This is a genomic window from Kocuria sp. cx-455 (assembly GCF_057707085.1).
In genome coordinates this window covers 232,871-255,998 of sequence record NZ_JBYIPM010000004.1, presented here as the reverse complement: position 1 = coordinate 255,998, position 23,128 = coordinate 232,871, and the positions used below count along the sequence as shown (strand labels likewise).

Here is a 23,128-nt window from a genome sequence, read left to right as displayed (position 1 = left end):
CCCTCATTGGGCCGACACGCGAGAAATTCGCGGGCGAGGAAAGTGTGTTTACCATGGACCACGTCTGCGCGCCCGGGGAAGGCGCGCATATTCGACGCATAACCCGCGGATCACACTCCGCGGGAGGGCTGAGGGGGAATCGAATTCGTTATGAGTCAACAGACGATCGGACAGAGTCGGCCGTATGAACGCGGCGAAGTCAGCACGGGTCAATTCGGCAGGGCATTCCGCAGGCTCTGGTGGCTCCCGTTCATCACCTTGCTGTTGGGTGCGGCTTTGGGTTGGGCGGCGTCCACGGTCTTGGGCACTACATACACGTCGACGGCCTCGGGAGTAGTGGTCGCCAACGGTGGTTCCGACTCCACCGAAGCGTTGGCCGGAGAAAACTTGTCCAAGTCCAAGGCCGTGACCTTTGGCAGTATTTCCGGCACCAGTTCGACCGCATCTGCGGTCATTGAGGAACTGGGCCTGGACCAGACCCCCGAGGCCCTGCTTCAGAACGTGACCACAACGGTGCCTCTGGACACCTCCGAGGTTCGCATCTCGGCAACTGCGGGGTCACCGGAACAAGCTCAAGAACTGGCAGACGCCTGGGTAAACGTGTTGGGCACGAATGTCGGTGAACTGGATGACAGCACGGACGCGCCCGGTACCGCGGTGGAGCTCACCCCGGTGGGCCAGGCTTCGCTCCCTCAGGACCCGTCGTCCACTGACCCGATGGTGCTGATCGTGGCGGGTGCTCTGATCGGCTTGCTTCTCGGTCTCTTTATCGTCATTGCGCAGGCACAATACCGACGCCGCTGAGACGTGGACATCGCCTCACGAGGTCATGGGGCCCGATCCACCAACGGACCCCATGACCTCCGGCGAAGAAACGGCAACTGCGATGTCGAACGCCTTATGCCCAGGTGGACGGAGCGTTGGGGATGCGCTGATCCAGCATGACTTCCTTGCCGTTGGCGGTCGGCTCGAATCGGTCGATGACCTCCAACTCCAGTTCCACGTGATGCTCGCCGCGCAGCGACATTTCCCTGAAGAATTCGGCAATGTCGGACTCGCTGGCGGCCGGCGAGGGCTGAACCTGCAGGACTGCCCTGCCGGGAACCTCTTGTCGGAGCTTGAACCGGCGAATCAACGGGAATTCCTCTCCGTCGAAGCCGTAGGACGTGAGCGAGAAAAGCTTACCGTCCGCTCTGACCAACCCCTCCCGACCCCGCCGAGAGAGAATGTCTTTGAACACCACGGATCCGTTGGGCTCCTGACCAATGAATTCCGCCGAATCACCCGTGTCGTAACGCAACAGGGGCATTCCGCGGTCGTCCAAACTCGTGGTCACCACGCGACCGCGTTCACCGACTCCCACCGGCGTGCCCTCCGGGTCCAACAGCTCCACGTACCCGTACAGCGGGTACGAGTGGTAGTTATGATCCCGATCCATTCGTGCAAATGCGGTTTTCTCGCTGAGCCCGTAGAACACCGAAATGACAGCGTGTGGGAAAACGCGCCGAAGTATTTCCTCCTGCGCGGCCGTGAATTGCTCGGAAACCGGGAATAGACCTTTGATTTCATGACGCCATGATGTATCGAAATCGGATTCCTCGATCAATTGCGCCAGGTACAGCAACGTTGACGCGTAACCGTGCAAGAAATGTATTTTCCGCTCCTCAAGGAGATTCCAGAACATGTGAATTGATTCCGGCTGCACGGCCTGGAGTCGGATCAATAATTCCCTGATGCTGGGCATGAGAATAAAGGGGCGGTTCCGAGACAGCGTCTGACCCCTGAAGAAAGCACGCCACTGTCCGAGTTCGTAACCGGAATCCGACCACGCATCCACGACATACGCCCATTCCCGTGCCCCGCGGTTGCGATCCAGAAAGAACCGGACCGGCTCGCCCGATGTCCCGGACGTCCCAGAAATTTCGACCTGGGACTCATCCACCACGAGCATGTCCCTGTTGTGATCGGTAACATCTCGCCTGGTCAAGATGGGAAGTGACCGCAGCGCCTCATGGGCGCCCAGCTCCCCCCGCGCCACCCACTCCAGAGCACGGTAAGCGGGACCCTCGGAGTAGTAGGGGGCCCGCCGCGCTGTGCTCAGCGTTTCACCCAGACGCTTGGCCGCCTCTTGCCTGGACCACCACGGCATGGTACGGGCTTTCTGGATATCCCTGTATGTGCTTTCGTAAACTGGCCCGTAAAGAACCTTGGGCGGAAGTAATCTTGCCGGGGCAGCCAGAAGCTCCCTTTGTTCGACCGGAAGATGCCCCACATATTCACGGATCGATACCATCACTGTTCCCCCTCATGCGTGTACAGCTTGAATCACAATACATTGACCGCCTGGTCAGAGAGGAATCGGAATTGAGCCCCGCCGATTTTGCACATGGAAATCCTCATGGGTCGCGTGGCGGTCACGCTCACCGCGCCCGCTCGTCACGGGTCGGGAATCCATTGATATCCGGGGTGCGCTACGGTTCACGCCCACATTGACGGCGCATTGGGGATTCGCTGGTCCAGCAGCGTGAACTTCCCGTTCAGTGTGGCCGGCAACTCATCCACCAGTTCGAAGTCAAGCTCCACCTGATTCTCCGTTCGGCGGATCATCAGCTGACGGAATCGCTCCAGCTCTTCCTCGGTGGCCTTCTGCGAAGGCTGGACGAGCAGCACTGCCTTGCCGGGGACCTCTTGACGGATTTTGAATCGGTGCACGCACTCGAACTCGTGCCCGTGAACGTTGAACGGCGTGGTCGAAAAGGTCTGACCGTCGGCTTTGATGAGTCCCTCGCGGCCTCTCCGAGCCAGGATGTTCTTGAACAGCGGCGTACCCACGTTGTCGTGGCCTACGAGTTCTGCCGAATCACCCGTGTCGTAGCGGATCAGGGGCATGCCGCGCCCGTCCAGCGTGGTGGTGACGATGCGCCCGCGCTCCCCCAGCTCCACGGGCTTACCATCCCGGTGCAGTAGCTCCACATGCCCGTAGAGCGGGTACGGGTGGTAGACGAAGTCTTCGTCGAGCGAGGCGAAGACCGACTTCTCGCTCAAACCGTAGAACACGGCCTGCTTGGCGTTGGGGAACAAGCGCCGCAGGAGATCCCTCTGTCCGGGGGTGTACTGCTCCGATACCGGCAATACACCGCGAATACGATACCGCCAGGACGTATCGAAATCGGCGTCCTCGAGGAGCCTGGCCAGGTATACGAGGGTGGAGGGATACCCGTGAAGGTATTCAATGCCTCGCTTCGCAATCATCTCCCAGTACTCCCGGACGGTGTCCGGGCAGAGCGTCTGGATCCGCACCACGATTTCGCCGGTGCTGTTCATCACGAAATACGGCCGGTTCTGTGGCAAGTCCAAGCCGCGGAAGAACACACGCCATTGCCCCAGCTGATACCCGGTGCTTGCCCAGGAATCCACGACGTAGGCCCATTCCCGCGCACCGCGATCACGGTCCAGCAGGAAGAAAATGGGATCACCCGAGGTGCCGGAGCTCGCTGAGAGTTCCACCGTCTTCTCGGGGGCCGCAAGCATGTCTCGGTAGTGCGCGGACAAATCCTCACGCCTAAGGATCGGCAACTGCGCCAGGGCCTCCCGCGGACTCACGTCCCCCGCGGCCACTCGGTTCAGCACGTCGTAGTGCTGGCCCTTGCCGTAATAAGGAGTCTTACGCGCGGTGCAAAGTGTCTCGGCCAGGCGCTCATCCACCGTGCTTTTCGCCCACGACGGCGCTGTACGCGCCTTGTGGATCTCCCGAGCCGTGCGCTCGTAGACCGGTCCGTAACGCATCTTGGCCGGCAGCAACCGTGCCGGCACAGCCAGAAGTTCGCGCTTGTCAGGTGGCAGATGTGCTACAAATTCGCGGATCGAAACCACAAAATCACTCCCCTTGTTTCACTCATTCCACGGCGCAACCATGTCTCTCCCCCCCGGATTTCAGGGTTGCGCACCGTCCTCAGTCTTCCCTTAAGTGACTGCAACGTCACGTCGACGCGGCGGAATGTTTTTCATTTGTGACTTATTAACCGAGTGCTCCCCGGCCCTCGTTCACCCCGCGCACCGCCATGAGGCAGCCGGTCACCGCCTGCGGTGATACGCGGCGTGCACCTCTTGCCGACGCGGCAGCGCCAGATGCCCGGGGTGTCCCCGGTGGTGAGCGAGCACGTCCAGTCCGTCGCGCTCCACGTCAGTCATGAGCCGGTCCACCAGCTCGTTCAGGCTTTCTCGCCCGTCCGCTGTGCGGTCGATCTGATCCAACAGCCGCGCAATCGCCTCGGTCTGCGAGGGGTCCACGAGCTGCGACAGGGCGGATACGTCCACGTCCTCCCGGCCTCGCTGAATGGTCCCCAGACCTCGCCCACGGGCCGGTTTCTCGCGGTACCCGCCCCGCTCACCACCGCGGCCACCCGCACGGACACCGCGAGCACCGTCGTCCTTCGACGTGGCCGCCGGGATGTGCTCGCGCAACTCGCCGAAAATCTCCGTGGGCCGGGTCTGCTCCCCGGATGGGATATCAGCGGACACCTGACGCGCCCGGGCCGTGACGTCCGAGGCCCGGTAGGCGTCCATGGCGATGACCAGGTCCGCGACGTCCAAGAACGCCCCGGAACCGCCCGTGACGAGCACCGTGGACACGCCCTTGTCCCGATACAGCGCCCGCACCCGGTCGACGAACGGCGTGATGGGTTCGCGTTCGCCGGGCACCAGGGCGCGCATGCGCTGATCGCGGACCATGAGGTTGGTGGCGCAGGTGTCCTCGTCCAGGAGCAACACTGTCGCCCCGGATTCGACGGCCTCCGTGATCGAGGCCGCCTGCGACGTGGAGCCCGAGGCATTCGTGGTACTGAACCGCCTGGTGTCCGCGCCCGTGGGGAGGTTGTTGATGAACGGGGTCACGTCCGTTTCCCTGACCGCGCGGCCGTCCTCCGCGCGAACGGCCATGGCATCAGCCCGAGTGATCACCAGTTCGCGACCGTCCCGGGGCACGTGGTCGTACACCCCGCGCTCGAGTGCTTGCAACAACGTGGACTTGCCGTGATACCCCCCGCCCACGATCACGGTCACGCCCTCGGGAACCCCCAGGCCGGAGACCTCCGTGCCATCGCTGAGCGTGAGCGTGACCCGCAGGTTGTCGGGTGACTCGAACGGCACGGCGTGATCGGTGAGGGGCTCATCCCGATGCCCGGACGCGCGAGGGAGCACGGCGCCGTCGGCGACGAAGGCCACCAGAGCCCGAGCGGCGAGCTGCGAACGCACGTGCTCGGCGTCGAGGTAACCGCGCACGTGGCGATCGAACGCCGCGGCGTCCAGGTTGCGGAAAAGCAGGGAACGCTTGACGACGCTCGGCAGCACCTCGGTCAACAACCGTTGCGCGGCGCGGCCCTTGATACGGCGGCCCGCGGCGGGAAGGGCGATTTCGCAGCGCACCTCGATCGCGGCGTGGTCGATGAGCACGGACGAGCGCTGCAGAATTTCCTGGCCCACGTGCACCACGAAAATCCCGCCGGAGCCCTTGCCCCCGTCCGGGCCGAGGTCCCGTGCGGCTCGGCCGAAGGCGCGCGTGAGGAAATCACCGGCGGCAATCCGCTGGGCCGCGGAATTCATGAGATGCCCCGGGATGCCCGCGACCCGCCGCGGCACGCGAATCCGCACCAGGGACGGTGGTGCGTACGGATCCGATTGCACGCGATCGACGATCAGCTCGAAATCGCCAACGCGCCATTCGCCCTTGAGCTGTTTGTAGGCGCCGTAGCTGTTGCCCTCCAAGCGTTTGAGGACGTGTGCGAGGTCTGTGCGTGGGGTGCCCATGCTTCCATGGGACCACACGCGGCAACCTCAGGCCGAACTTTTGTGCAGTCGGCTCAGAATGATCGCGACCACCACGCTGGCCACGTACGTGACGCCCACGGCAATCCAACCCGCGGTGAAGCTCCCGGTCAGGTCCACGAGCTGCCCCACGATCAGCGGTCCCGCGCCGAATCCCAGGTACATGCCGGTGGCCACCAGGCCCGACGCCGCTCCCACCTTGGCTGCCGGGGCGGCCGCCACCGTGCCGGAATTGATGATGACATTGGCGGCCAGCGGAAGAGTCGCGTGGAACAGGATGCCCACCCACATCAGCCACCCCTGGTGGAACAGCTCGGCGGCGATCAGGAACAGTAACCCGGCCACGCCACCCAGGCTCATGATTTGGATGAGTACGGACGGCCGCGCCATTCGGCCGGCCACGCGTCCCCAGCCGATGCGGCTCAGGATGCCGAACACACCGATCACGCCAATGATCATTCCCGCCACGGTCAACGGGAAGTCCAACGCTCGCACCGCGAACAGCGACGAGTAGACGGTCACGCCCTGGGTTCCCACGGCATTGAGGAACGCAACCAGGGAGAACAGCCAGACCGCCGTCGGCAATTTTCCGCGATCGGGCACCCCAGACGCCGCGGGGGCGGGACGGGAGACGACGTCGCGCTCGAGCTTGGTGATGATCAGCCACGCGATCGCCAACGCGGGAACGCACGCCGCCGCGCCGATCAGGGCGGAGGTCTGCCAGCCCAGAGCCGCACCCAGGAACGGGAACGTGAGCCCCGAAATCAGCAGGCCCATTTGCACCCCGGACTGTTTCCAGCCCATCCACCGGGCACGCTGGGTGAAACTCGTGCGCTGGGCAATCAGACGGTTGGTGGCGGGATTCGAGAAGGACTGCGCGACACCCGCGATCAGGGCCGCGGCCAGCAATACCACGAAGGACTGCCACATGGCGCTCACCAGGAATGCAACCACGATGCCCGAGAAGATCAATGCGATCTGGAAGCGCGGGGTGAGCTTGTCCGCGAGCACCCCGAGGAACGTGGCCGTGAGGCCTGCGGAAAGATACACAGCGGCCAGAATGAACCCGTACTGGCCCTCGGTGATGCCGTACTCGTCCACGATCAGCGCGCTCAGGGACCCCAGCGCGTAATTGAACATCGGCCCGATGGCCATGGCCCCCATCAGCACGACCAAAAGCACTCCGGGTGCTCGGCTCGATGCATTGGATGTGGGACGTGTCACCCAAAGCACATTAGCGGGCCTAACTGATTCGCGACAGGGGTGGTCCGGAGAGCGAGACGGGACGGGCTGCGGTGGCGGGTGTGGCCGCCGACAGCCACGTCGCCCCGGTCATCACGCGCGCCGAGGCCTCCCTCGCTCGGCACCGCCGTCAGCTTCCAAGACTCGCTTGCCTCTTGCTCACCAAGAACGTCGCGCCCGCGGCGATGACCAGCGGGATCGCCAAGACCATGAAGTACCCGCCGGGCTGGAACGTGGCCAGCAGCCACCCACCCAGAGCAGAGCCCACAATGGACCCCAGCCGCCCGATGCCGATGGCCCATCCCGTGGCGGTGGATCGCAGAGACGTGGGGTAGGCGTTTGCAATCAGGTAGTTGAGAACCAGCTGCTGCCCGCCGATCCCGAATCCCGCCAACGCCAGCAGGATGAAGACCCACGTCCAAGAACTGCCCGCAAGTCCCAGCCCCACGGCCACGAGAATTCCGATCCCGAACATTCCGAGCAGCAAGGACCTCGGGTTCACCCGCGGCAAGACAATCGACAGGGGAATCGCGAAGACAATGAATGCGCCATTCACGGTGACCGTACCGAGCGCGGCCGTCGAGGTCGGCAGACCCAGGGCATGGAGGGCGCTGGGCATCCACTGCAAGAGCAGGAACCAGGCGATCCAGTTGAACAGGTAGACCGCCCAGACGGCGATCGTCACCTTGCGGTACTCGCCGGACAACAGTCCGGCTACCGAGCCTTGTTTGGCGGTGGGCTTCTCCGTCCGCAAACTCACGTCAGCGGGGATGTCACGCCGGGTCATCTTCTCGATGAGTGCCCGACCTCGTGCTTGAGCTTGTTCCGTTCCTCGCCCCACCACATATCCCGGCGACTCTGGCAGAAAGAACACGCTGACAACCAGAAGGATCAGCGGTAGAACGCCGCCGATCAGAAAAATGCCACGCCACCCCACCGCGGGAAGCCATGCGGCCGCCACGAGTCCGCCCAACAGCGCACCGCCGGGCAACCCGAGGATCACGAGGGTCATGAATGTTCCGCGCCTGCGGAGGGGACTGTATTCAGCGACCAGCGCCAGCAGGGACGGTGTTGCACCACCCATGCCGAGTCCAATGAGGAAACGCAGTCCGATGATCGTCTCGGGGTTGGGCGCCATGGACCCCAGAATCGAGAACACACCGAAAAGCCCCAGCGCGATGAGGACTGCTTTCTTCCGGCCGATCTTGTCGCCCAGGCTACCGAGTGTCATCGCGCCAAGTGCCATACCGATGGTGCTGGCCGTGATGACCCAGGTCAGTTCGGCGGTGCCCATCTCGAAATCCGCGGCAATCGCCGGACCAATGAAAGCAATGGACTGAGTGTCGAACCCGTCAAGTAATGCAATGACAAAACACAGGACCACAACGAGAGCGCGGCGCCCATTCATCGGTGCCTCATCGATGACTTCCTGGACCAGCTTGGTGTGACGATCCTTCGCACTGGGCGCGGCAGCTACCGCCATTGGTTCTCCCTCGTAGATGCGGAGCGCTCATCGTTGGGCGCATAGTAGATTAAATATAAGTCAGCGAGACTAAGTTATTAGTTTTGAGTCTGTAGCGCATATTAATGACCGGCTCTTTGGAACCGCCTTCCCCCAGCATCCGTTCATGGCTCAAGACGGCGCGGGCATCCTCACGTAGGCTCGTAGAACGGACTACGGAGGCGATCGACATGAGTGAAGAGCTTGACCCGGATCTTGCCCGTGCGTTGAGCGAGCCCGCCCGGCTCGTGCGTGCAGACCCTGCCTTGCTGGAGGTGGTGCGCAATGCCGGAGCGCCGGCGCAACGGCAATTGCTCACGCAGAGTTCCGAGGCCGCCTCGACGGAAGACCGCTACGCCTCCGCAGCCATGCTTGCCGCGCTGTTCAACGACCGCGGTCCCCTGGATCAGGCCGCCCGCAGTTACGGTTCCACCCCGCCGCGCGAACTCGTGGCGCTGTCCGAGGTGGAAGCCTTGCGCCCCGCGCTCAAGAAGTCACTGTCCAGTCCCGTACTGACCGGTTTGCTGGAATGGGCCACCAAGCCCAATCCCGCCGATCCCCCGCTTGAACTCGCCATGGCCGCCCGGGACCTGGAGCTCCAGGACGCCTCCGTCCTGCGTTCCGTGGCCAGCCGCGCCGAGCAGGTTGCGCAGCAGAGCACCAAGCGTAATCAACGCGGCCCCCTCGAACGGGTTTCGGAGGTGCTGCGGCAGGCGGCGGATCGTGTGAGCGAAACGGATGGCACGACGTCGACGGTTGCGGAACCCGCATCGAAGCCCTCTCCGCGAGATCCGGTGAAATCCACGGGCGGCATTCCGGAGTCGGAGCTGGTCGGCGATGACGAGCCGGATCCGTTCGGCACGGACAGCTCACACAAGGACCCGCGCGGGACCGAGTACCCCGGCACCGGCGTACCCGTGCGCGACTCACTCAACGGTCCGCGCCCGGATGCGCAGGATCAGCCCAAGCGGGACAAGATCTTCGACGCCGACCGCTTCTGGCCGATGGGCCCCCGCAAGACCGACGACGCCGCCGGTGATCCTCCCGCACCCCAACCGCCCACCGAGCCAGCCCCGCCGCGCGAACCGTCAACGTCCGAGCTGTACTACGGCGTGGGCAGTGACCGTTACGCGGACCGGGACCCCGACAGCCAGGAAACCCGCGACAGCGACAAGCACGTGCTGCGCAACTGGGGCATCGTGTTCCTGGTGATCATCGCGATCATCTTCCTGCTGACGCTCGTGCTGTAAGGCCCCCGCGAGCTGCACAAACATCTGAGTCCGTAAATGTGCTCTTCACGAGCGCGAAGAAGCACTTTTACGGACTCACATGTTTCGGCTGGGAACTGAGAAAACGGATTACCTGCTGGTCCGGAGCTCCGCGACCACCCGGTCCATGGACGGGCTGTGGTTGCCGAAGCGGTGCATGGTGATGGACACCGCCTGCTCGGAGAGCATGTACATCAACTCGATGCGCCCGGTACCCACCACGTCGTCGGTGATCAGGGCGATGTCCGGGTGCTCGGCACGGACCTCGTACAGCGGCTTGAGATCATCGTCGCTACCGTCCCACGGCTGAATCACACGAACGCGAGCGCCGTGGTCCACGTCGAGAGCGGTGCCGTTGAGGACCTCCCGGTCGGAGAGCTCCGCGAACACACCCAGTGACCCTTCGCCCAGCGCGTGCGCGAAGTCCACGTCCGAGGCCGGGGAGAGCACCGTGGTGAACAGCCGACCCACCTGCTCCGGCAGTTCCTCCGCCGGGCTGAGGATGACCTCGGACCCGGACCGGGAAGCCGCCAGCCCCACGCGCAGCACATCGGTCAGTGAGGCCCCTTCCGCCGCGCGCACGATCACGGTGCGGGGGCGGTAGCGGAACAGGTTGGCCTCACTGATCAGGGCCGTGGGGTCCTTGACCTGGCCGAACTCGCGCTGCCACTCGGACTGATCGGAGAGTGCGGCCCGGCGCAGCCACACCTGATCCTCCTGGTCCACCAGCGGCAGAACGGCGTCCAGCCCACGGTGCACGCGGGGCTCGAGAACCCAGGCGCCGGCGGCACCGCGGTCCGAGCTCGAGGAGGTGAAACCTTCGCGGCACCAGCGACCCAGTGACGCCAGGTAATTGGGACCACCGGCCTTGGCGCCCAGTCCCACGGAGGAACGCTTCCAGCCGCCGAAGGGCTGACGCTGCACGATCGCACCGGTGATGCCGCGGTTCACGTACAGGTTGCCCGCCTGAACCCGATCCACCCAGTGCAGGATCTCGTCCGCGTCCAGGGAATGGAGGCCGGCGGTCAGGCCGTAGTCCACGGCGTTCTGAAGTTCCAGCGCGTGGTCCAGGTCGTCCGCGCGCATCAGGCCCAGCACCGGGCCGAAGCACTCGGTCAGGTGGAAGAACGAACCGGGCTTCACGCCCGCGCGGATACCTGGACGCCACAGCTTGCCGGAATCGTCCAGCTGCTCGGGCTCGATCAGCCATTCCTCGCCGGGCTCGAGCTCCGTGAGCGCCTTGAGCAGCTTGCCCTGGGGCTTCTCCACGGTGGGCCCCACGGACGCCTGCAGGTTATCGGGCCACGCGACCACCATGGAGGACGCGGCGTCGATGAGCTGGCGGCGGAACCGGTCGGAGGTCGCCACAGGACCGACCAGGATGCCCAGCGAAGCCGCCGAGCACTTCTGGCCCGCGTGACCGAACGCGCTGGCCACCAGATCCCATACGGCCTGGTCACGGTCCGAGCTGGGGGTGATCACCAAGGAGTTCTTACCGGAGGTCTCCGCGGTGAGCGGGCGCTCAGGGAACCAGTTGGCGAAGAGCTGAGCCGTCTCGTACGCACCGGTCAACACCACGCGCTCAACGTCCGGATGGGAGATGAGTGCCTTACCGGCATCACCCTCCACGGCGTCCACCAGTTGCAGCAGGTCGCGCGGCACACCGGCCTCCCACAGGGCCTCGCAAATGGCCGCCGAGCAGCGACGGGTCTCCGGGGACGGCTTGTGGATCACGGCCGAACCGGTGGCCAGCGGCGCCACGGTGGTGCCGGTGGGAATCGCGATCGGGAAGTTCCACGGCGGGGTCACCACGGTCACGTGGTGCGGGATGAACTGACCGCCGTCCACGAATTCCAGCTCCAGGGCGCGGCGCGCGTAGTAGCGGCAGAAGTCCACGGCCTCCGAAATTTCCGGGTCGCCCTGTTCGAGCACCTTGCCGGTCTCGGCACCGGCAACGGCCAGGAGGTGACCGCGGCGAGCAGCGAGGATGTCGCCGGCGCGGTTAAGGATTTCGGCGCGTTCGCGGGCGGGAGTGGCCGCCCAGGTCTTGCCGGCAGCCTTGGCACGCGCCACGACGTCGTTCACGGCTTCGACGGCCCCGCTCGAGTCGTCCTCGAGGCCCGCGAGCGCCTCCGGAACGGGCAGGTTCTCGAACCATTCCTTGTCCGCGATGCGAGCGGCGATCTTCTCGGCCCACGTCTGATTCGCACGGGTGGAGATGTCCGTGTCCGGCTCGTTCATGAACGGCTCATCCAGGGGCTGAGTGGGCTCTTCCCCCACGGTCTCCCGCGAGCGGTCCTGCGTGCGGGAGGGTGGAATGACCTCCGGCTCGGCTTCTAGATCCCCCAGGGCGGCGCGGAAACGGCTCTCTTCACGCCGGAAGATGCGGTTGTCCGGGGAGAGGTCGAAGATCCCGGACATGAAGTTCTCGCTCGCGGAGTTCTCCTCGAGGCGGCGCACCAGGTAGGACACGGCCACGTCGAACTCGGTGGGGCGGACCGCCGGAACGTAGAGCAACAACTGACCCACGTCCGTGGAGACGGCCTCGCTCTGTTCCGTGGCCATGCCCTGGAGCATTTCGAACTCGATGCGATCGGTCACCCCGCGCTGCTCGGCGAGCAGGTGGGCGAAGGCGATGTCGAACAAGTTATGTCCGGCCACGCCCATGGCCAGCCCGCTCATGCGCTCCGGGGTGAACAGCCAACTCAGCACGCGCTTGTAGTTGGTGTCCGTGGCCTGTTTGGAGGGCATGGTGGCAATGGGCCAGCCGTGCATCTCGGCGTCCACGCGTTCCAGCGCCAGGTTGGCACCCTTGACCAGGCGAACCTTGATCTGCGCGCCGCCTTGGGACACGCGCTCGGCGGACCACTCGGAGAGGCGCTTCACGGCGCCCAGGGCGTCCGGGAGGTAGGCCTGCACCACGATGCCGGCTTCCAAGTTCTTCAGCTGCGGTTTGTCGAGCAGACGCCGGAAGACCTCCATGGTCAGTTCCAGATCCGAGTAGATCTCCATGTCCAGGTTGATGAACATGGTGCCGGCCTCCTTGGACGCGGCGGCCTCGTAGAGCGGCAGTAACCGCTCGACCACGCGATCCGCGGTGCGGTCGAAGCCCCAGTGGGACAGCTGCGGCACCACGGAGGAGACCTTGAGGGAGACGTAGTCCACATCCGGACGGTGAAGCAGGTCCTTGGCGTCCTGCAGGTGTTTCTCGGCTTCCTGCTCACCGAGCACCTCTTCACCCAACAGGTTGATGTTGAGGCGGTGGCCCTGCTCCTTCATGGTTTTCACGGACTTACCGAAGGGGCCCGGGCGGGCATCCACCACCATGTGTCCCACCATTTGGCGCAGGCGGGTACGCGCGGCCGGAACCACAATGGATGGGAGCTTGTCCGAGAGCGCGGTACCGGCCTTGATCTGGGCGCGGTCCACCGCGGACATGGACTCCGGGGTCAGCTTGGCAATGTCCTGCAGTGCCTTGGCCGCGGCCTTGGTGTCTTCCGTGCGGATCACACGGTCCACAAAACCCACGGTGAACTCCAGTCCGTGCGGATCCTGTAACACGGTGGCCAGACGATCTTCGGCGGGGTTCTTCTGAGAACTACGTTTCTTGTTGTCCTTGGCCCGGCCCAGCCACTGGCGTACCAGGTCCACGGATGCATCCGCGAGTTCGCGGGGATCGGTCACAGCGGTGATGTTGCTGGTCATCGCAGCACCTCCAGAATCTCGGCCCGGCTGAGATACCGAGGCATTCCCTCGGCCACCAGCCGAGGTGATCCGGGCCCTGCGTGGCTGGTCCGTCAACGCTAACGTGTTCAGCGCCCTGATGAGTAGTCGGGAGCACGGGATGACGCCGCCGCTCACACCGCTATGGGAGGAAGCTGTCGCTCCGCGGCGTGAGGGGAGGTAAATGCCTGGATCCGCGCGGATCTAGACATTTACCTCCCCTCAAACTTCATCCGGCATTTTCCTCACACTACGCTCCCCCGGCATTTGCTAAGCGGAACGCTCACGCGCGGAACCAGAAGCTGGAGCCCCACGACCCGAGCGGAAAATGGGTTGGCCGGTGGATCTGAGGCACTCTTACGCCAGCATTGATCTATGAGTCATAGTGAAGCCATACACCGCCTCCGAAGGGGGCTCCAACGTGTCTGAGATCTGCATACTGGCCTGAGAATGACTCCGATGACGCCGCCGCTCACACCGCCCAACCGGCCCACCGCAGCAGTGCTGCGGTCAGGGCGCCGAGAATCACCACCGCAAGGAAGGGAGCCCGTAACCACAGGGCCGCACCGGCCACGACGAGCGCACCCACCCGGGCGTCCAGGACCAGCTCCGTGCCGGACGCGAACGTGTTCATGACCACGAGTGCCGCGAGCAGACCCGCGGTGACCAACCCGGCCAGGCGAGGCACGAGCGGGTGGTCCAGAACGGCGTCGGGAACCAAATACCCCACGAGCTTGGAGACGTAGGCGATGGCGGCGGCGGCGAGTACCCAGAACCACATGCTCATGAGCGCACCGTCTTTCGTGCCGATCGCGCGCCCACCAGACCCCAGGCCAACGCGACCACCGCGGCGACCAGCACCGGGATGCCCGACGGGACCAGCGGAATGCTGATGGCGGTGACCACCCCGCACACCACGGCGACGGCCAGCGGTTCGCGGTCGCGTAACCGCGGCCAGAGCAGCCCCAGGAAGGCGGCCACGGCGGCGCCGTCGAGACCCCACTGACCGGGATCCCCCACGGCGTCTCCCAGGAGAGCGCCGACTGCCGTGAACAGATTCCACAGCAGGAACACACTGACCCCGGCCACCCAGAAACCGCGCTTGCGCTCCACACCGGTGGGCTGAGCGGAGGCCGCGGCATTGGATTCATCGATGGTGACCTGGGCGGCCACCGCCTTGCGCCACGACCGCGGGCGCAGCAGCGCATTCATGGTCATGCCGTACACGGTGTTGCGCACACCCAACAGCGACGCCGCACCCAGGGCCGCCGCGCCCGTTCCGCCGCCGGAGAGCACCCCGATGAACGCGAACTGGGACCCGCCCGTGAACATCAACGCGGACAGCGCCTGCGTTTGCCAGAACGTGAGCCCCGCGGCGATCGAGAGCGCACCGAACGAAATGCCGTACAACCCCGTGGCGATGCCCAGGGACAATCCCACGCGCACGGCGGGCGAGGAACGCCAGGGGATGACCGACTCCGAGCCCACCGTGACCGAAGAAGAACCATTCACGATTGCGCGGAACCCCCGCCCTGCACGACCTTCAAGGTGTCCAGCACACGAATGAGGTTCAAATGCGATTCGGACTGCGGGAAGTTGCCCGTGGCCCTGCGTTCGGATGTCGAATACGTGGTGGACAACAGGCCCAGCTCGTTGGCCGTTGCGAGCACGGTGTCCAGCAGTTTCACGGCCTCCGCAACGCGATCGCACCGCGCCAGCTGATCCGCCAACTGCAACGTTGCGGACACCGACGGCGCCGCCTGGCCGGCGAAACCGTCCTGGCCGATCGAGGATGCGAACGCCTCGGCATCGTCCAGGTCGGTGAGCTGCGGGAGGTTGCGGTAGCGGTGCAGCAGCCCGGAACGGTCGGTGAGTTCCCTCTGGATGCGGGCTACCGTGGCCACCATGCGCTCATCGTCATACGCGACGAAACCGACCTTGGACAGTTGCAACAGCGAGGAGTCCACGGCGGTGGAACCGTAGTACTGCACGAAGGAACCGACCTCGGGGTCATAGCCGTTGGTCCAGATCTCATGGGCCAGTTGATCACGGTGTTCTTCCCAGGTCTCCACGTCTCCGGGCAGCCCGTGGATGCGCACGGCATCCACCCCGGCCTGCAGCGCGGCCCACATCATCACGCGGGTATAGGTGTAGTACTGGGGCTCACCGCGCATCTCCCACACGCCCTGGTCCTTGTCCTCGTAGTTGGCCACCACGGCGCGCAGCAGCCCCTGCTGCAACGGCCAGGACAGGTGATCCTCCTGGACGCCGCGGCGTCGGAGGCGTTCGAAGACGACCAGCACGTGACCGGCCACGTCCGCCTGGTACTGCGAACCGGCGGTGTTGCCCTCGCGCACTGGCCGAGCGCGCTCGTAACCGGGCAGGTCCACGAGCCGTTCGCGACCCACCACGGAACCGTCCAGGCCGTAGACGTTGGAGGGGTGGTCCACGTCCCCGGCAACCGCGCGCAGTAACCAGTTGCGCAGCTGGGCGGCCTCACGGTCGTGGCCGTGGTCGAGCATGATTTCCAGGGCGAATGCGGCGTCGCGCGGCCACGACAAGCGGTGGTCCCAGGTGCGGTCCCCGCCCAGCACCTCGGGCAGGGAGGTGGTGTCCGAGGCGATCAGACCGCCGGTGGCCTGGTGCATCAACCCGCGCACCACCAGTAGGCTGCGGCGGATGATGTCCTCACGGGCATCCTGGGTGACGGTCAGTTCCGCGGCCCGCTCGGCGGGCGTGGGCGCGCGCCGGGTGTCCTCCCGTTCCGCGAGCTTGGCTTCGGTGGCCGCGGGATCGTAGAGTCCGGACCATTCCTGCCACAGATTGATCGTGGCGGTGAGCGTCTCGTTGACGTCCACGGCTTCCGGTGGCGTGCTGTGGGACGGGAACCACGTGAGCGAGAAGTCCTTGATTTGACCCGCGGCCACGGTGAACGTGCCGGTGTGCCGGCGCTTGGAACGGTCCTCGTCCGCTTCGGGCAAGGGATCGCCGCGGAAGACGACGGCGTTCGGGCCGGCCATACCCACCAGCACACCTTCCGTGTGCTCGCCGGACGTATCGCTTTCCGCCACGTCGAAACGGCTCAGCCACGGCACCGACGCGCCGAAGTTGAAGCGCAGACGCACGTCCTGAAAGATCTCCACCTCGCCGGTGAGGCCTTCGACCCGGCGGATCAGCGCGGTGCGGGAGGACAGCGGCATGAAGTCCGTGACGCGGACGGTTCCGGTCTCGGTGGTCCACACGGTGTGCAGCACAAAGGTGTTCTCCGCGTAGAAACGTTCAACGGCCGTAACCCCTGAGCGGTCGAGCACCACCTCGCTGTTCTCGTCCACCGCGCACGCCGGCGCCAGCAGCCACCGCCCGTGATCGGGCCCGCCCAGCAGAGAGGCGAACATCGCCGGGGAATCAAAGCGGGGAGCGCACCACCAATCGACGGAACCCGTGCGGGACACCAGCGGGCCGCTGCGCATGTTGGACAGCAGCGCGTAATCCTCGATCCATGAAGCCATGGGTCCAGAATTTCATACTCGCGGGGTGGCGCGTTCACGCCCGACCAGCGGTGCCGATGGCGGGCGTCGTCGACCCCCTTGATTTATACCCCCCTAGGGTATAAATTGGCATCATGAGCACCGAGCAGCCCGTGACCCGCGGGTACACCCAGGACAAGGCCGCGTACGGCCGTCGCCTCAAGCGGATCGAGGGGCAGGTGCGCGGGATCCAACGCATGATCGACGAGGACACCTACTGCATTGACGTGCTCACCCAAATTTCTGCCATCCAGTCGGCCCTGAAGTCAGTGAGCCTGGGGCTGATGGAGGAACACCTGGGTCATTGCGTGCGCCACGCGGTGGAACACGCCCATGACACCGGTGACACTACCGAGCTGGATACCAAGCTCGCGGAGGCGAACGCCGCCATCGCCCGCCTGGTGAAAAGCTGACCCACCCCCGAGAACCAAGGAGTCTCCCCATGATCACCACCATTACCGTCTCCGGCATGACCTGCGGCCACTGCGTGTCCTCCGTCAAGGAAGAGCTCGCAGAGGTCCCCGGTGTGCAGTCCGTTTCCGTGGATCTCAACGCCGGCGGGGTATCGCCCGTGACCATTGAAAGCACCCGCGAGCTGAGCTCAGAAGAGACTGCCGCGGCCGTCGAAGAAGCTGGTTACACCATTGTCTAATCAATCCACTCAATCCCCCGTCACGGACACTCAGGTTCACGGGCCGCTGCGTGAGCTGGATCTTCAGATCAGCGGGATGACCTGTGCCTCGTGCGTGGGTCGCATCGAGCGCAAGCTGCGCAAGATCGATGGCGTGGATCCCGCGGTCAACCTGGCCCTCGAATCCGCGTCCGTGAAAGTTCCGGACAGCATCTCGGACAACCAGATCGTCGAGACCATCAAGAAGGCCGGTTACGGCGCGGAAATCACGGGCGGGTCCCGTTCCTCGGATCGCGACGAGTCTCCCGCAACCGCCGACGACGCCGCTGCCTCACGTTCCGACCGCGGCGACCGCACTGCACCGGCGGACCCGGCACCCGCGACGCCATCCGAGACACCCGAGGCCTCCGGCTCTCCCAAGACCGCCGGAACCCCTGATGGGGAGGGCGCGCGAGTGGAGCGGTCGGCATCTGCGGAACAGGAGCTGGAACATAACACCGACTCCACGGACCCCGCCGCCGATCTGTCCCCGGCGGACCAGCGCCGCCGAGACCTGGGGGTCCGGCTGATCGTGGCCGCGATCCTCTCCGTGCCCGTGTTCATCATGTCGATGATTCCGGGCGCGCAGTTCCCGCACTGGGGCTGGGTCGCCGCGGCACTGACCCTGCCGGTCGTGACGTGGAGTGCGTGGCCGTTCCACAAGGCTACCGCCATCAATGCACGGCATTTGTCCTCCACCATGGACACGTTGGTGTCGATGGGCGTGGCCGCCGCCTACCTGTTCTCGCTGTGGCACCTGCTCGTGGACCCGGGGATGACCGCGCACGCGCACCCCGGCCAGGCCATGGACATGTCCAGCCACCAGCTGTACTTCGAATCCGCCGCCATCATCACCACGTTCCTGCTGCTCGGGCGCTGGCTCGAGGCCCGCGCGAAGGCTCGCTCCGGTGAGGCGCTCAAGGCTCTGCTGAACCTCGGTGCGCAGCAGGCGACCGTGCTCACCAAGGACGGAACCGAACGATCCGTCCCCGTGGAACAGCTCACGGTGGGTGATCGATTCGTGGTGCGTCCGGGCGAGAAAATCGCCACGGACTCCGTGGTGGTGACCGGCCAATCCGCCGTGGACGCGTCCATGCTGACCGGGGAATCCCTGCCCGTGGAGGTCGGACCGGGTGACGAGCTCACCGGCGCCACCGTGAACACCACCGGGCGGCTGCTCGCGGAAGCCACCCGTGTTGGGGCGGACACCGTCCTCGCGTCCATGGGTCGCACCGTGGCTCGCGCTCAGGCGACCAAGGCCCCCGTGGCCCGGTTGGCGGACCGGATTTCGGCCGTGTTCGTCCCCGTGGTCATCGGTATCGCGCTGTTGACCCTGGTGATCTGGCTGCTTGTGACCGGCAACGTGGATCAAGCCTTCGTGGCTGCGGTGTCCGTGCTGGTGATCGCGTGCCCGTGCGCCCTGGGTCTGGCGACCCCCACCGCCCTGCTGACCGGCACGGGCCGCGGCGCTCAAATGGGAATTCTGATCACCTCCGCGGAGGTGCTCGAGGATTCCCGCAACGTGGACACCATCCTGCTGGACAAGACCGGCACCGTGACCCGCGGTGAGCTGGCCGTGACGGCCGTGAACTCGGTGTCCCAGTGGTCCAAGGACCAGGTGCTGGACTTCGCCGCGGCGGTGGAGGATTACTCCGAACATCCGATCGCCCGAGCAATTGCGGATGCCTCATCGCAGCGCTTCCAAGTGGCCCGCTTCGAGTCCGCCCCCGGCGGCGGCGTGAAAGCATATGTCGCGGACGGCATGCAATCCCGCTCCGTGGTGGTGGGTCGGGAGCAGTGGCTGGCCAAGAACGGTGTCCGGTTGTCGGAGACCGATCGCAAGGCCCTCGGGCACGCCCGCGCGGACGGATTCACCACCATCCTCGTGGCCGTGGACGGCAACCTGGCCGGCCTGATCGACATGCAGGACACCATCAAGGAGGAGTCCGCCCGGGCGATCGCGCAGCTCAAGGCACTGGGCCTGCGTCCGGTCCTGCTGACCGGTGACCACTCCGCCGTGGCACGTTCCGTGGCCGAGCAGGTGGGTCTTGCCCCCGAGGACGTCATTTCCGATGTCACCCCGGACGGTAAGGTCCAGGCCGTGACCGACCTGCAGCGGCAGGGTCGCGTGGTGGCCATGGTGGGCGACGGCGTCAATGACGCTCCCGCACTCACCCAGGCCGATCTGGGCATCGCGATGGGCTCCGGTACGGACGCCGCCATGCAAGCCTCGGACATCACCGTGGTCCGCAGCGAACTGACCGCCATCCCCACCGCACTCAAGCTGTCCCGGAAGACCCTGGGGACCATCAAGTCCAACCTGTTCTGGGCCTTCGCCTACAACGTGGTGGCCATTCCGGTGGCCGCGCTGGGCTTCTTGAACCCCATGATCGCCGGGGCCGCCATGGCCTTCAGCTCCGTGTTCGTGGTGCTGAACTCGCTGCGGTTGAAGCGCTTCGGGCGGTAATCCCTACTGATGGTTGCGCGAAGAACGCCCTGGACCGTGATTCACGGTCCAGGGCGTTCTTCGTTGCGGGGTGCTGATCAGCGGGCGCTCGAACCCGGTTCCTCGCCCTGGGTGTCGGGGCGGACGCGCTGGCCGTATTGGGGTTCACCATTGTCCGTGGAATCGGCGGCACCGGACGGCTTGCCGGGCGACGTCGACCCTGAACCGCCGCCACGTGCCTGCTCGGCCTGCCGGCGGGCTTTGTTCTCGGCGAACAACTTGGCCGAGGAACGATTCACGCCGGTGCCCTGACCGAGTTCGGGGTCGTTGGGCTTTTCCAGGAGCATGAGAGTGGAGCACACGATCACGGAAGCGATGAAGGCAATACCCGCCGCGATCAAACCCAGCCCCACACGGGCGGCGTTGTCGGTGCCGCCGGCGGCTGCTACCGAGACCACCACGAAGGCGACGACCGCCAGCACGGCTGAAATGACAAGGGGACCCTTGATATCAGTCTTGCGACGGCCGTTGTGCTCGGTGCGCTGGGCCACGTGAATCCTCCTACGAAAACAAGCGAAAAATAGTCGAGATCAACTGTTCAGTCTACGCGCTTCGGCCGGCCGTTATCCGGAGAGCCCGCGCGGTCCGCTGCGAGCGCATCGTGGCGCAAGCTCAGCGCGGCAATGAACTGGGTGACGCCGATGATGATGGCCACGCCACCCACCACGCCCAGCTCCGCCTTGGCGCCCAGCGCCTCCACGAGCATCATGCCCATACCCGCGCCCACGGTCACCAGACCGCTGAGGGTCCAGTCCCTACCGAGCGGGAAGCTCTGGCGGAAACGCAGTCCCAGAGCGAGTTCCAGGATGCCGCAGAGGCCAAGCACCATGGCGGCCAGCAGCACGAACAGCCAGTTCTGCTGCGCCATGATCGCAATGAGCGCCCCGCCCAGGATGTACAGGATTCCCGCGAGCTGAGGGATATTGGCCAATGAGCCGAGGTCACCGTCCTCGCGGGCCTTCAGGCGCAAGTGCAGGAACAGCCACGCGGCGCCCGTTGCCACCAGAAACAGACCCAGCACCCACGGTGCCGCGTTCTCCGTGGGTTCCTGCCAGAAGATCGTGACCGCGCCGAACACCAGCGCGACCAGGGACCGACTCAGCGTGGGCACCCACAGAACGTGCCGCACATCCGCTCCGTTGCGACGGCCGCCGGATGCGCCGCCGCGGGGGGACGGGATCTGCTGAGACACGCGAAATACTCCTCATTGGCGGGGTGGGACCGGGCCAGTCTAGTGGAGACAGCTGCGGGCCGTCCGGGAGCAGAACTTGGTGTTCGCTGACGCCCGTGCCAGCCCCGAAGTGACTACGGGCCCGGTGTGAGCACATCCCGCAGCACTCGCATTCCTCGTTCAAGGTGCGCGTCCGACGCCGTCAGCCCCAGCACCAGCCCGTTGCGCAGTTCCGAACCGGGGGCGGTGCGTCCGCCTTCTGTCGTGTCCGGCGCAGGGGTCATCGTGCGCGTTCTCGCCCGGTTCGCCGACGCCGCCCAGTATTCTCCCAGCCCACTGACCAGCACCCCGCGTCGGGCCGTAGCCGCGACCGCTGCGACCTCGTCCGGCACCTCGATCACGGTATGGGAACCACCGGCCATGGGCACCACGGCCACGCCGGGCAGGTTCGCGAGCGACTGTCCGATGAGTGAGCGGCGTCGGCGGTAGGCGCGGCGCATCCGGGCGGTGTGGCGCTGCAAGTGACCCGAATCCATGAACCGCGCAATTGCCCGCTGCGCCACGACCGAAACAGGTGACCCCAGCTCCGCACGCAGGGTGTGCAGCTTGGGGAGCAGATCATCGGGTGCCACCAGGTGTCCCACGCCCACGCCGTTGCCCAGCACTTTGGTGAAGCTGCCGAGGGTGACCACGGTGTCGCGGTCGGTGTCGAGGGCGGCCAGCGCGGGTAGTGGCTGTCCGGTGTAGCGCAGCTCGGAGTCGTAGTCGTCCTCAATCACCACGGCGCTGTGGCGGCGAGCCCAGCGCAGCAGTTCCAGCCTGCGGCTCACGGGCATGGTGCCGCCCAGCGGGTACTGGTGTCCGGGCGTCACCACCACAACATCCGGAGTTTCGGCCACATCCCACGTGCCGGTTCCCGCCCACTCGCCGGTGGGCAGGTTGGCCGGATCGAGACCGAACCCGTCCACGGGGATTGGGATCGCCACGTGCCCGGTGGCCTCCACCACCCTGCGCAGCGCGGAGTACCCGGGGTCCTCCACCGCCACGCGCAATCTGCGGCCGCGCAGTGCACCCAGGACTCGCAGGACCAGCTGGAGTCCGTCCCGGGCACCCGCGGTGATCACGATGTCGTCCAGTTCTCTCACCACCCCTCGGTTCAATCGCAGGTATTCGGCCAGGTGTTGCCGTAACGGCACCTCCCCCGCGTTGGCACTCGCGGCATCTCGCCAGGCACCCCGCCAAGCCGGAGTATCCAGTTCCGCGATGAGTGCTTTGCCGGGCCGCAGGTCGATCTGGCCCGTGTTCACAACGCTACGTCGAGGGCGGGAGGAGCGGGGCGGCGTCGTCGACACGGGGAGTTCGCTCGCCGCGGGGACCACGCGAACGTCCGGGGCAATGCGGGTGGCCCCATGATCCGCAGTGAGGTATCCCTCGCCCGCGAGCACGTCCCACGCCGTGACCACCGTGCCGCGCGAGGTCCCCAACCGCTCGGCCAAGACCCGCGATGAGGGCAACGGATCTCCCGCACACAGGACACCGCGGGCGACCAGGTCACGGACCTGGCCGACCAGTTGCTCGCCGAGCGGGACACCCGAGGCTCTGTCGACGGACAATGGCACATCCACTACACGCGCATGCCGCATGGGCTCCTCCAAAGTGGACTATTCGAATTACTCAATTATGGATCTGTTACCGGG

The 23,128-nt window shown here is 65.5% G+C and carries 17 protein-coding genes; 5 read left to right on the top strand and 12 right to left on the bottom strand.

Annotated elements, in window-relative coordinates:
- Positions 1–150 precede the first annotated feature (150 nt).
- Positions 151–804 carry a YveK family protein gene (locus AC3ENJ_RS08115; protein ID WP_431813664.1) on the top strand — a complete coding sequence of 218 codons (654 nt, stop codon included), beginning with the start codon at positions 151–153 and terminating at the stop codon, positions 802–804.
- Positions 805–898: 94 nt separating this feature from the next.
- Here the strand turns inward: AC3ENJ_RS08115 and AC3ENJ_RS08110 are convergent, their stop codons facing one another.
- From AC3ENJ_RS08110 to AC3ENJ_RS08090, 5 genes are all read right to left on the bottom strand, one after another.
- Positions 899–2,149 carry a phenylacetate--CoA ligase family protein gene (locus AC3ENJ_RS08110; RefSeq protein ID WP_431813663.1) on the bottom strand — a complete coding sequence of 417 codons (1,251 nt, stop codon included), beginning with the start codon at positions 2,147–2,149 and terminating at the stop codon, positions 899–901.
- 329 nt (positions 2,150–2,478) lie between these two features.
- The gene (locus tag AC3ENJ_RS08105; RefSeq protein ID WP_431813662.1) at positions 2,479–3,813 is read right to left on the bottom strand and encodes a hypothetical protein; all 1,335 of its coding nucleotides are present in this window, start codon (positions 3,811–3,813) and stop codon (positions 2,479–2,481) included.
- Positions 3,814–4,074: 261 nt separating this feature from the next.
- Positions 4,075–5,805 carry an ABC-ATPase domain-containing protein gene (locus AC3ENJ_RS08100; protein ID WP_431813661.1) on the bottom strand — a complete coding sequence of 577 codons (1,731 nt, stop codon included), beginning with the start codon at positions 5,803–5,805 and terminating at the stop codon, positions 4,075–4,077.
- Positions 5,806–5,832: 27 nt separating this feature from the next.
- On the bottom strand, positions 5,833–7,047 hold the full coding sequence (locus AC3ENJ_RS08095) for an MFS transporter (protein ID WP_190780952.1): 1,215 nt from the start codon (positions 7,045–7,047) through the stop codon (positions 5,833–5,835).
- Between the two features lie 148 nt (positions 7,048–7,195).
- Complete coding sequence (locus AC3ENJ_RS08090; RefSeq protein WP_190806540.1) at positions 7,196–8,548, bottom strand: MFS transporter; 1,353 nt, start codon at positions 8,546–8,548, stop codon at positions 7,196–7,198.
- Between the two features lie 209 nt (positions 8,549–8,757).
- Between AC3ENJ_RS08090 and AC3ENJ_RS08085 the strand changes: the two genes are divergently transcribed.
- Entirely contained in the window at positions 8,758–9,816 is a 1,059-nt protein-coding gene (locus tag AC3ENJ_RS08085; protein ID WP_431813660.1) for a hypothetical protein, read from the top strand.
- A 108-nt stretch (positions 9,817–9,924) separates the two neighbouring features.
- Here the strand turns inward: AC3ENJ_RS08085 and AC3ENJ_RS08080 are convergent, their stop codons facing one another.
- The 4 genes from AC3ENJ_RS08080 to AC3ENJ_RS08065 form a co-directional block, all read right to left on the bottom strand.
- Entirely contained in the window at positions 9,925–13,539 is a 3,615-nt protein-coding gene (locus AC3ENJ_RS08080) for a bifunctional proline dehydrogenase/L-glutamate gamma-semialdehyde dehydrogenase (RefSeq protein WP_431813659.1), read from the bottom strand.
- 490 nt (positions 13,540–14,029) lie between these two features.
- A complete protein-coding gene (locus tag AC3ENJ_RS08075) occupies positions 14,030–14,344 on the bottom strand; it encodes an AzlD domain-containing protein (protein ID WP_431813658.1) in 315 nt (104 codons plus the stop codon).
- Entirely contained in the window at positions 14,341–15,069 is a 729-nt protein-coding gene (locus tag AC3ENJ_RS08070; RefSeq protein WP_190780956.1) for an AzlC family ABC transporter permease, read from the bottom strand. The genes AC3ENJ_RS08075 and AC3ENJ_RS08070 overlap by 4 nt, the downstream gene beginning before the upstream one ends.
- On the bottom strand, positions 15,066–17,066 hold the full coding sequence (locus tag AC3ENJ_RS08065) for a glycoside hydrolase family 15 protein (protein ID WP_431813657.1): 2,001 nt from the start codon (positions 17,064–17,066) through the stop codon (positions 15,066–15,068). Before AC3ENJ_RS08065 ends, AC3ENJ_RS08070 begins: the two co-directional genes overlap by 4 nt.
- Before the next feature lie 113 nt (positions 17,067–17,179).
- On the opposite strand from AC3ENJ_RS08065, the gene AC3ENJ_RS08060 reads away from it, so the two are divergent.
- Genes AC3ENJ_RS08060 through AC3ENJ_RS08050 form a run of 3 tightly spaced genes read left to right on the top strand, consistent with a single transcriptional unit; the run spans position 17,180 to position 20,221 of the window.
- On the top strand, positions 17,180–17,497 hold the full coding sequence (locus AC3ENJ_RS08060) for a metal-sensitive transcriptional regulator (protein WP_190780958.1): 318 nt from the start codon (positions 17,180–17,182) through the stop codon (positions 17,495–17,497).
- A 29-nt stretch (positions 17,498–17,526) separates the two neighbouring features.
- A complete protein-coding gene (locus AC3ENJ_RS08055) occupies positions 17,527–17,736 on the top strand; it encodes a heavy-metal-associated domain-containing protein (RefSeq protein ID WP_190780959.1) in 210 nt (69 codons plus the stop codon).
- Positions 17,729–20,221: a heavy metal translocating P-type ATPase gene (locus tag AC3ENJ_RS08050; protein ID WP_431813656.1), complete on the top strand. Its 2,493-nt coding sequence runs from the start codon at positions 17,729–17,731 to the stop codon at positions 20,219–20,221. The genes AC3ENJ_RS08055 and AC3ENJ_RS08050 overlap by 8 nt, the downstream gene beginning before the upstream one ends.
- A 77-nt stretch (positions 20,222–20,298) precedes the next feature.
- Here AC3ENJ_RS08050 and AC3ENJ_RS08045 read toward each other — a convergent pair whose 3' ends face one another.
- The 3 genes from AC3ENJ_RS08045 to pdxR all read right to left on the bottom strand — a co-directional run bounded on the left by AC3ENJ_RS08045 (position 20,299) and on the right by pdxR (position 23,044).
- The gene (locus AC3ENJ_RS08045; RefSeq protein WP_190780960.1) at positions 20,299–20,751 is read right to left on the bottom strand and encodes a hypothetical protein; all 453 of its coding nucleotides are present in this window, start codon (positions 20,749–20,751) and stop codon (positions 20,299–20,301) included.
- A gap of 47 nt (positions 20,752–20,798) precedes the next feature.
- Positions 20,799–21,452, bottom strand: coding sequence for a DUF308 domain-containing protein (locus AC3ENJ_RS08040; protein WP_431813655.1), 654 nt, complete (start codon positions 21,450–21,452; stop codon positions 20,799–20,801).
- 113 nt (positions 21,453–21,565) lie between these two features.
- Positions 21,566–23,044, bottom strand: a complete 1,479-nt coding sequence (gene pdxR / locus AC3ENJ_RS08035; protein ID WP_431813654.1) for a MocR-like pyridoxine biosynthesis transcription factor PdxR — start codon at positions 23,042–23,044, stop codon at positions 21,566–21,568.
- Positions 23,045–23,128: the final 84 nt, after the last annotated feature.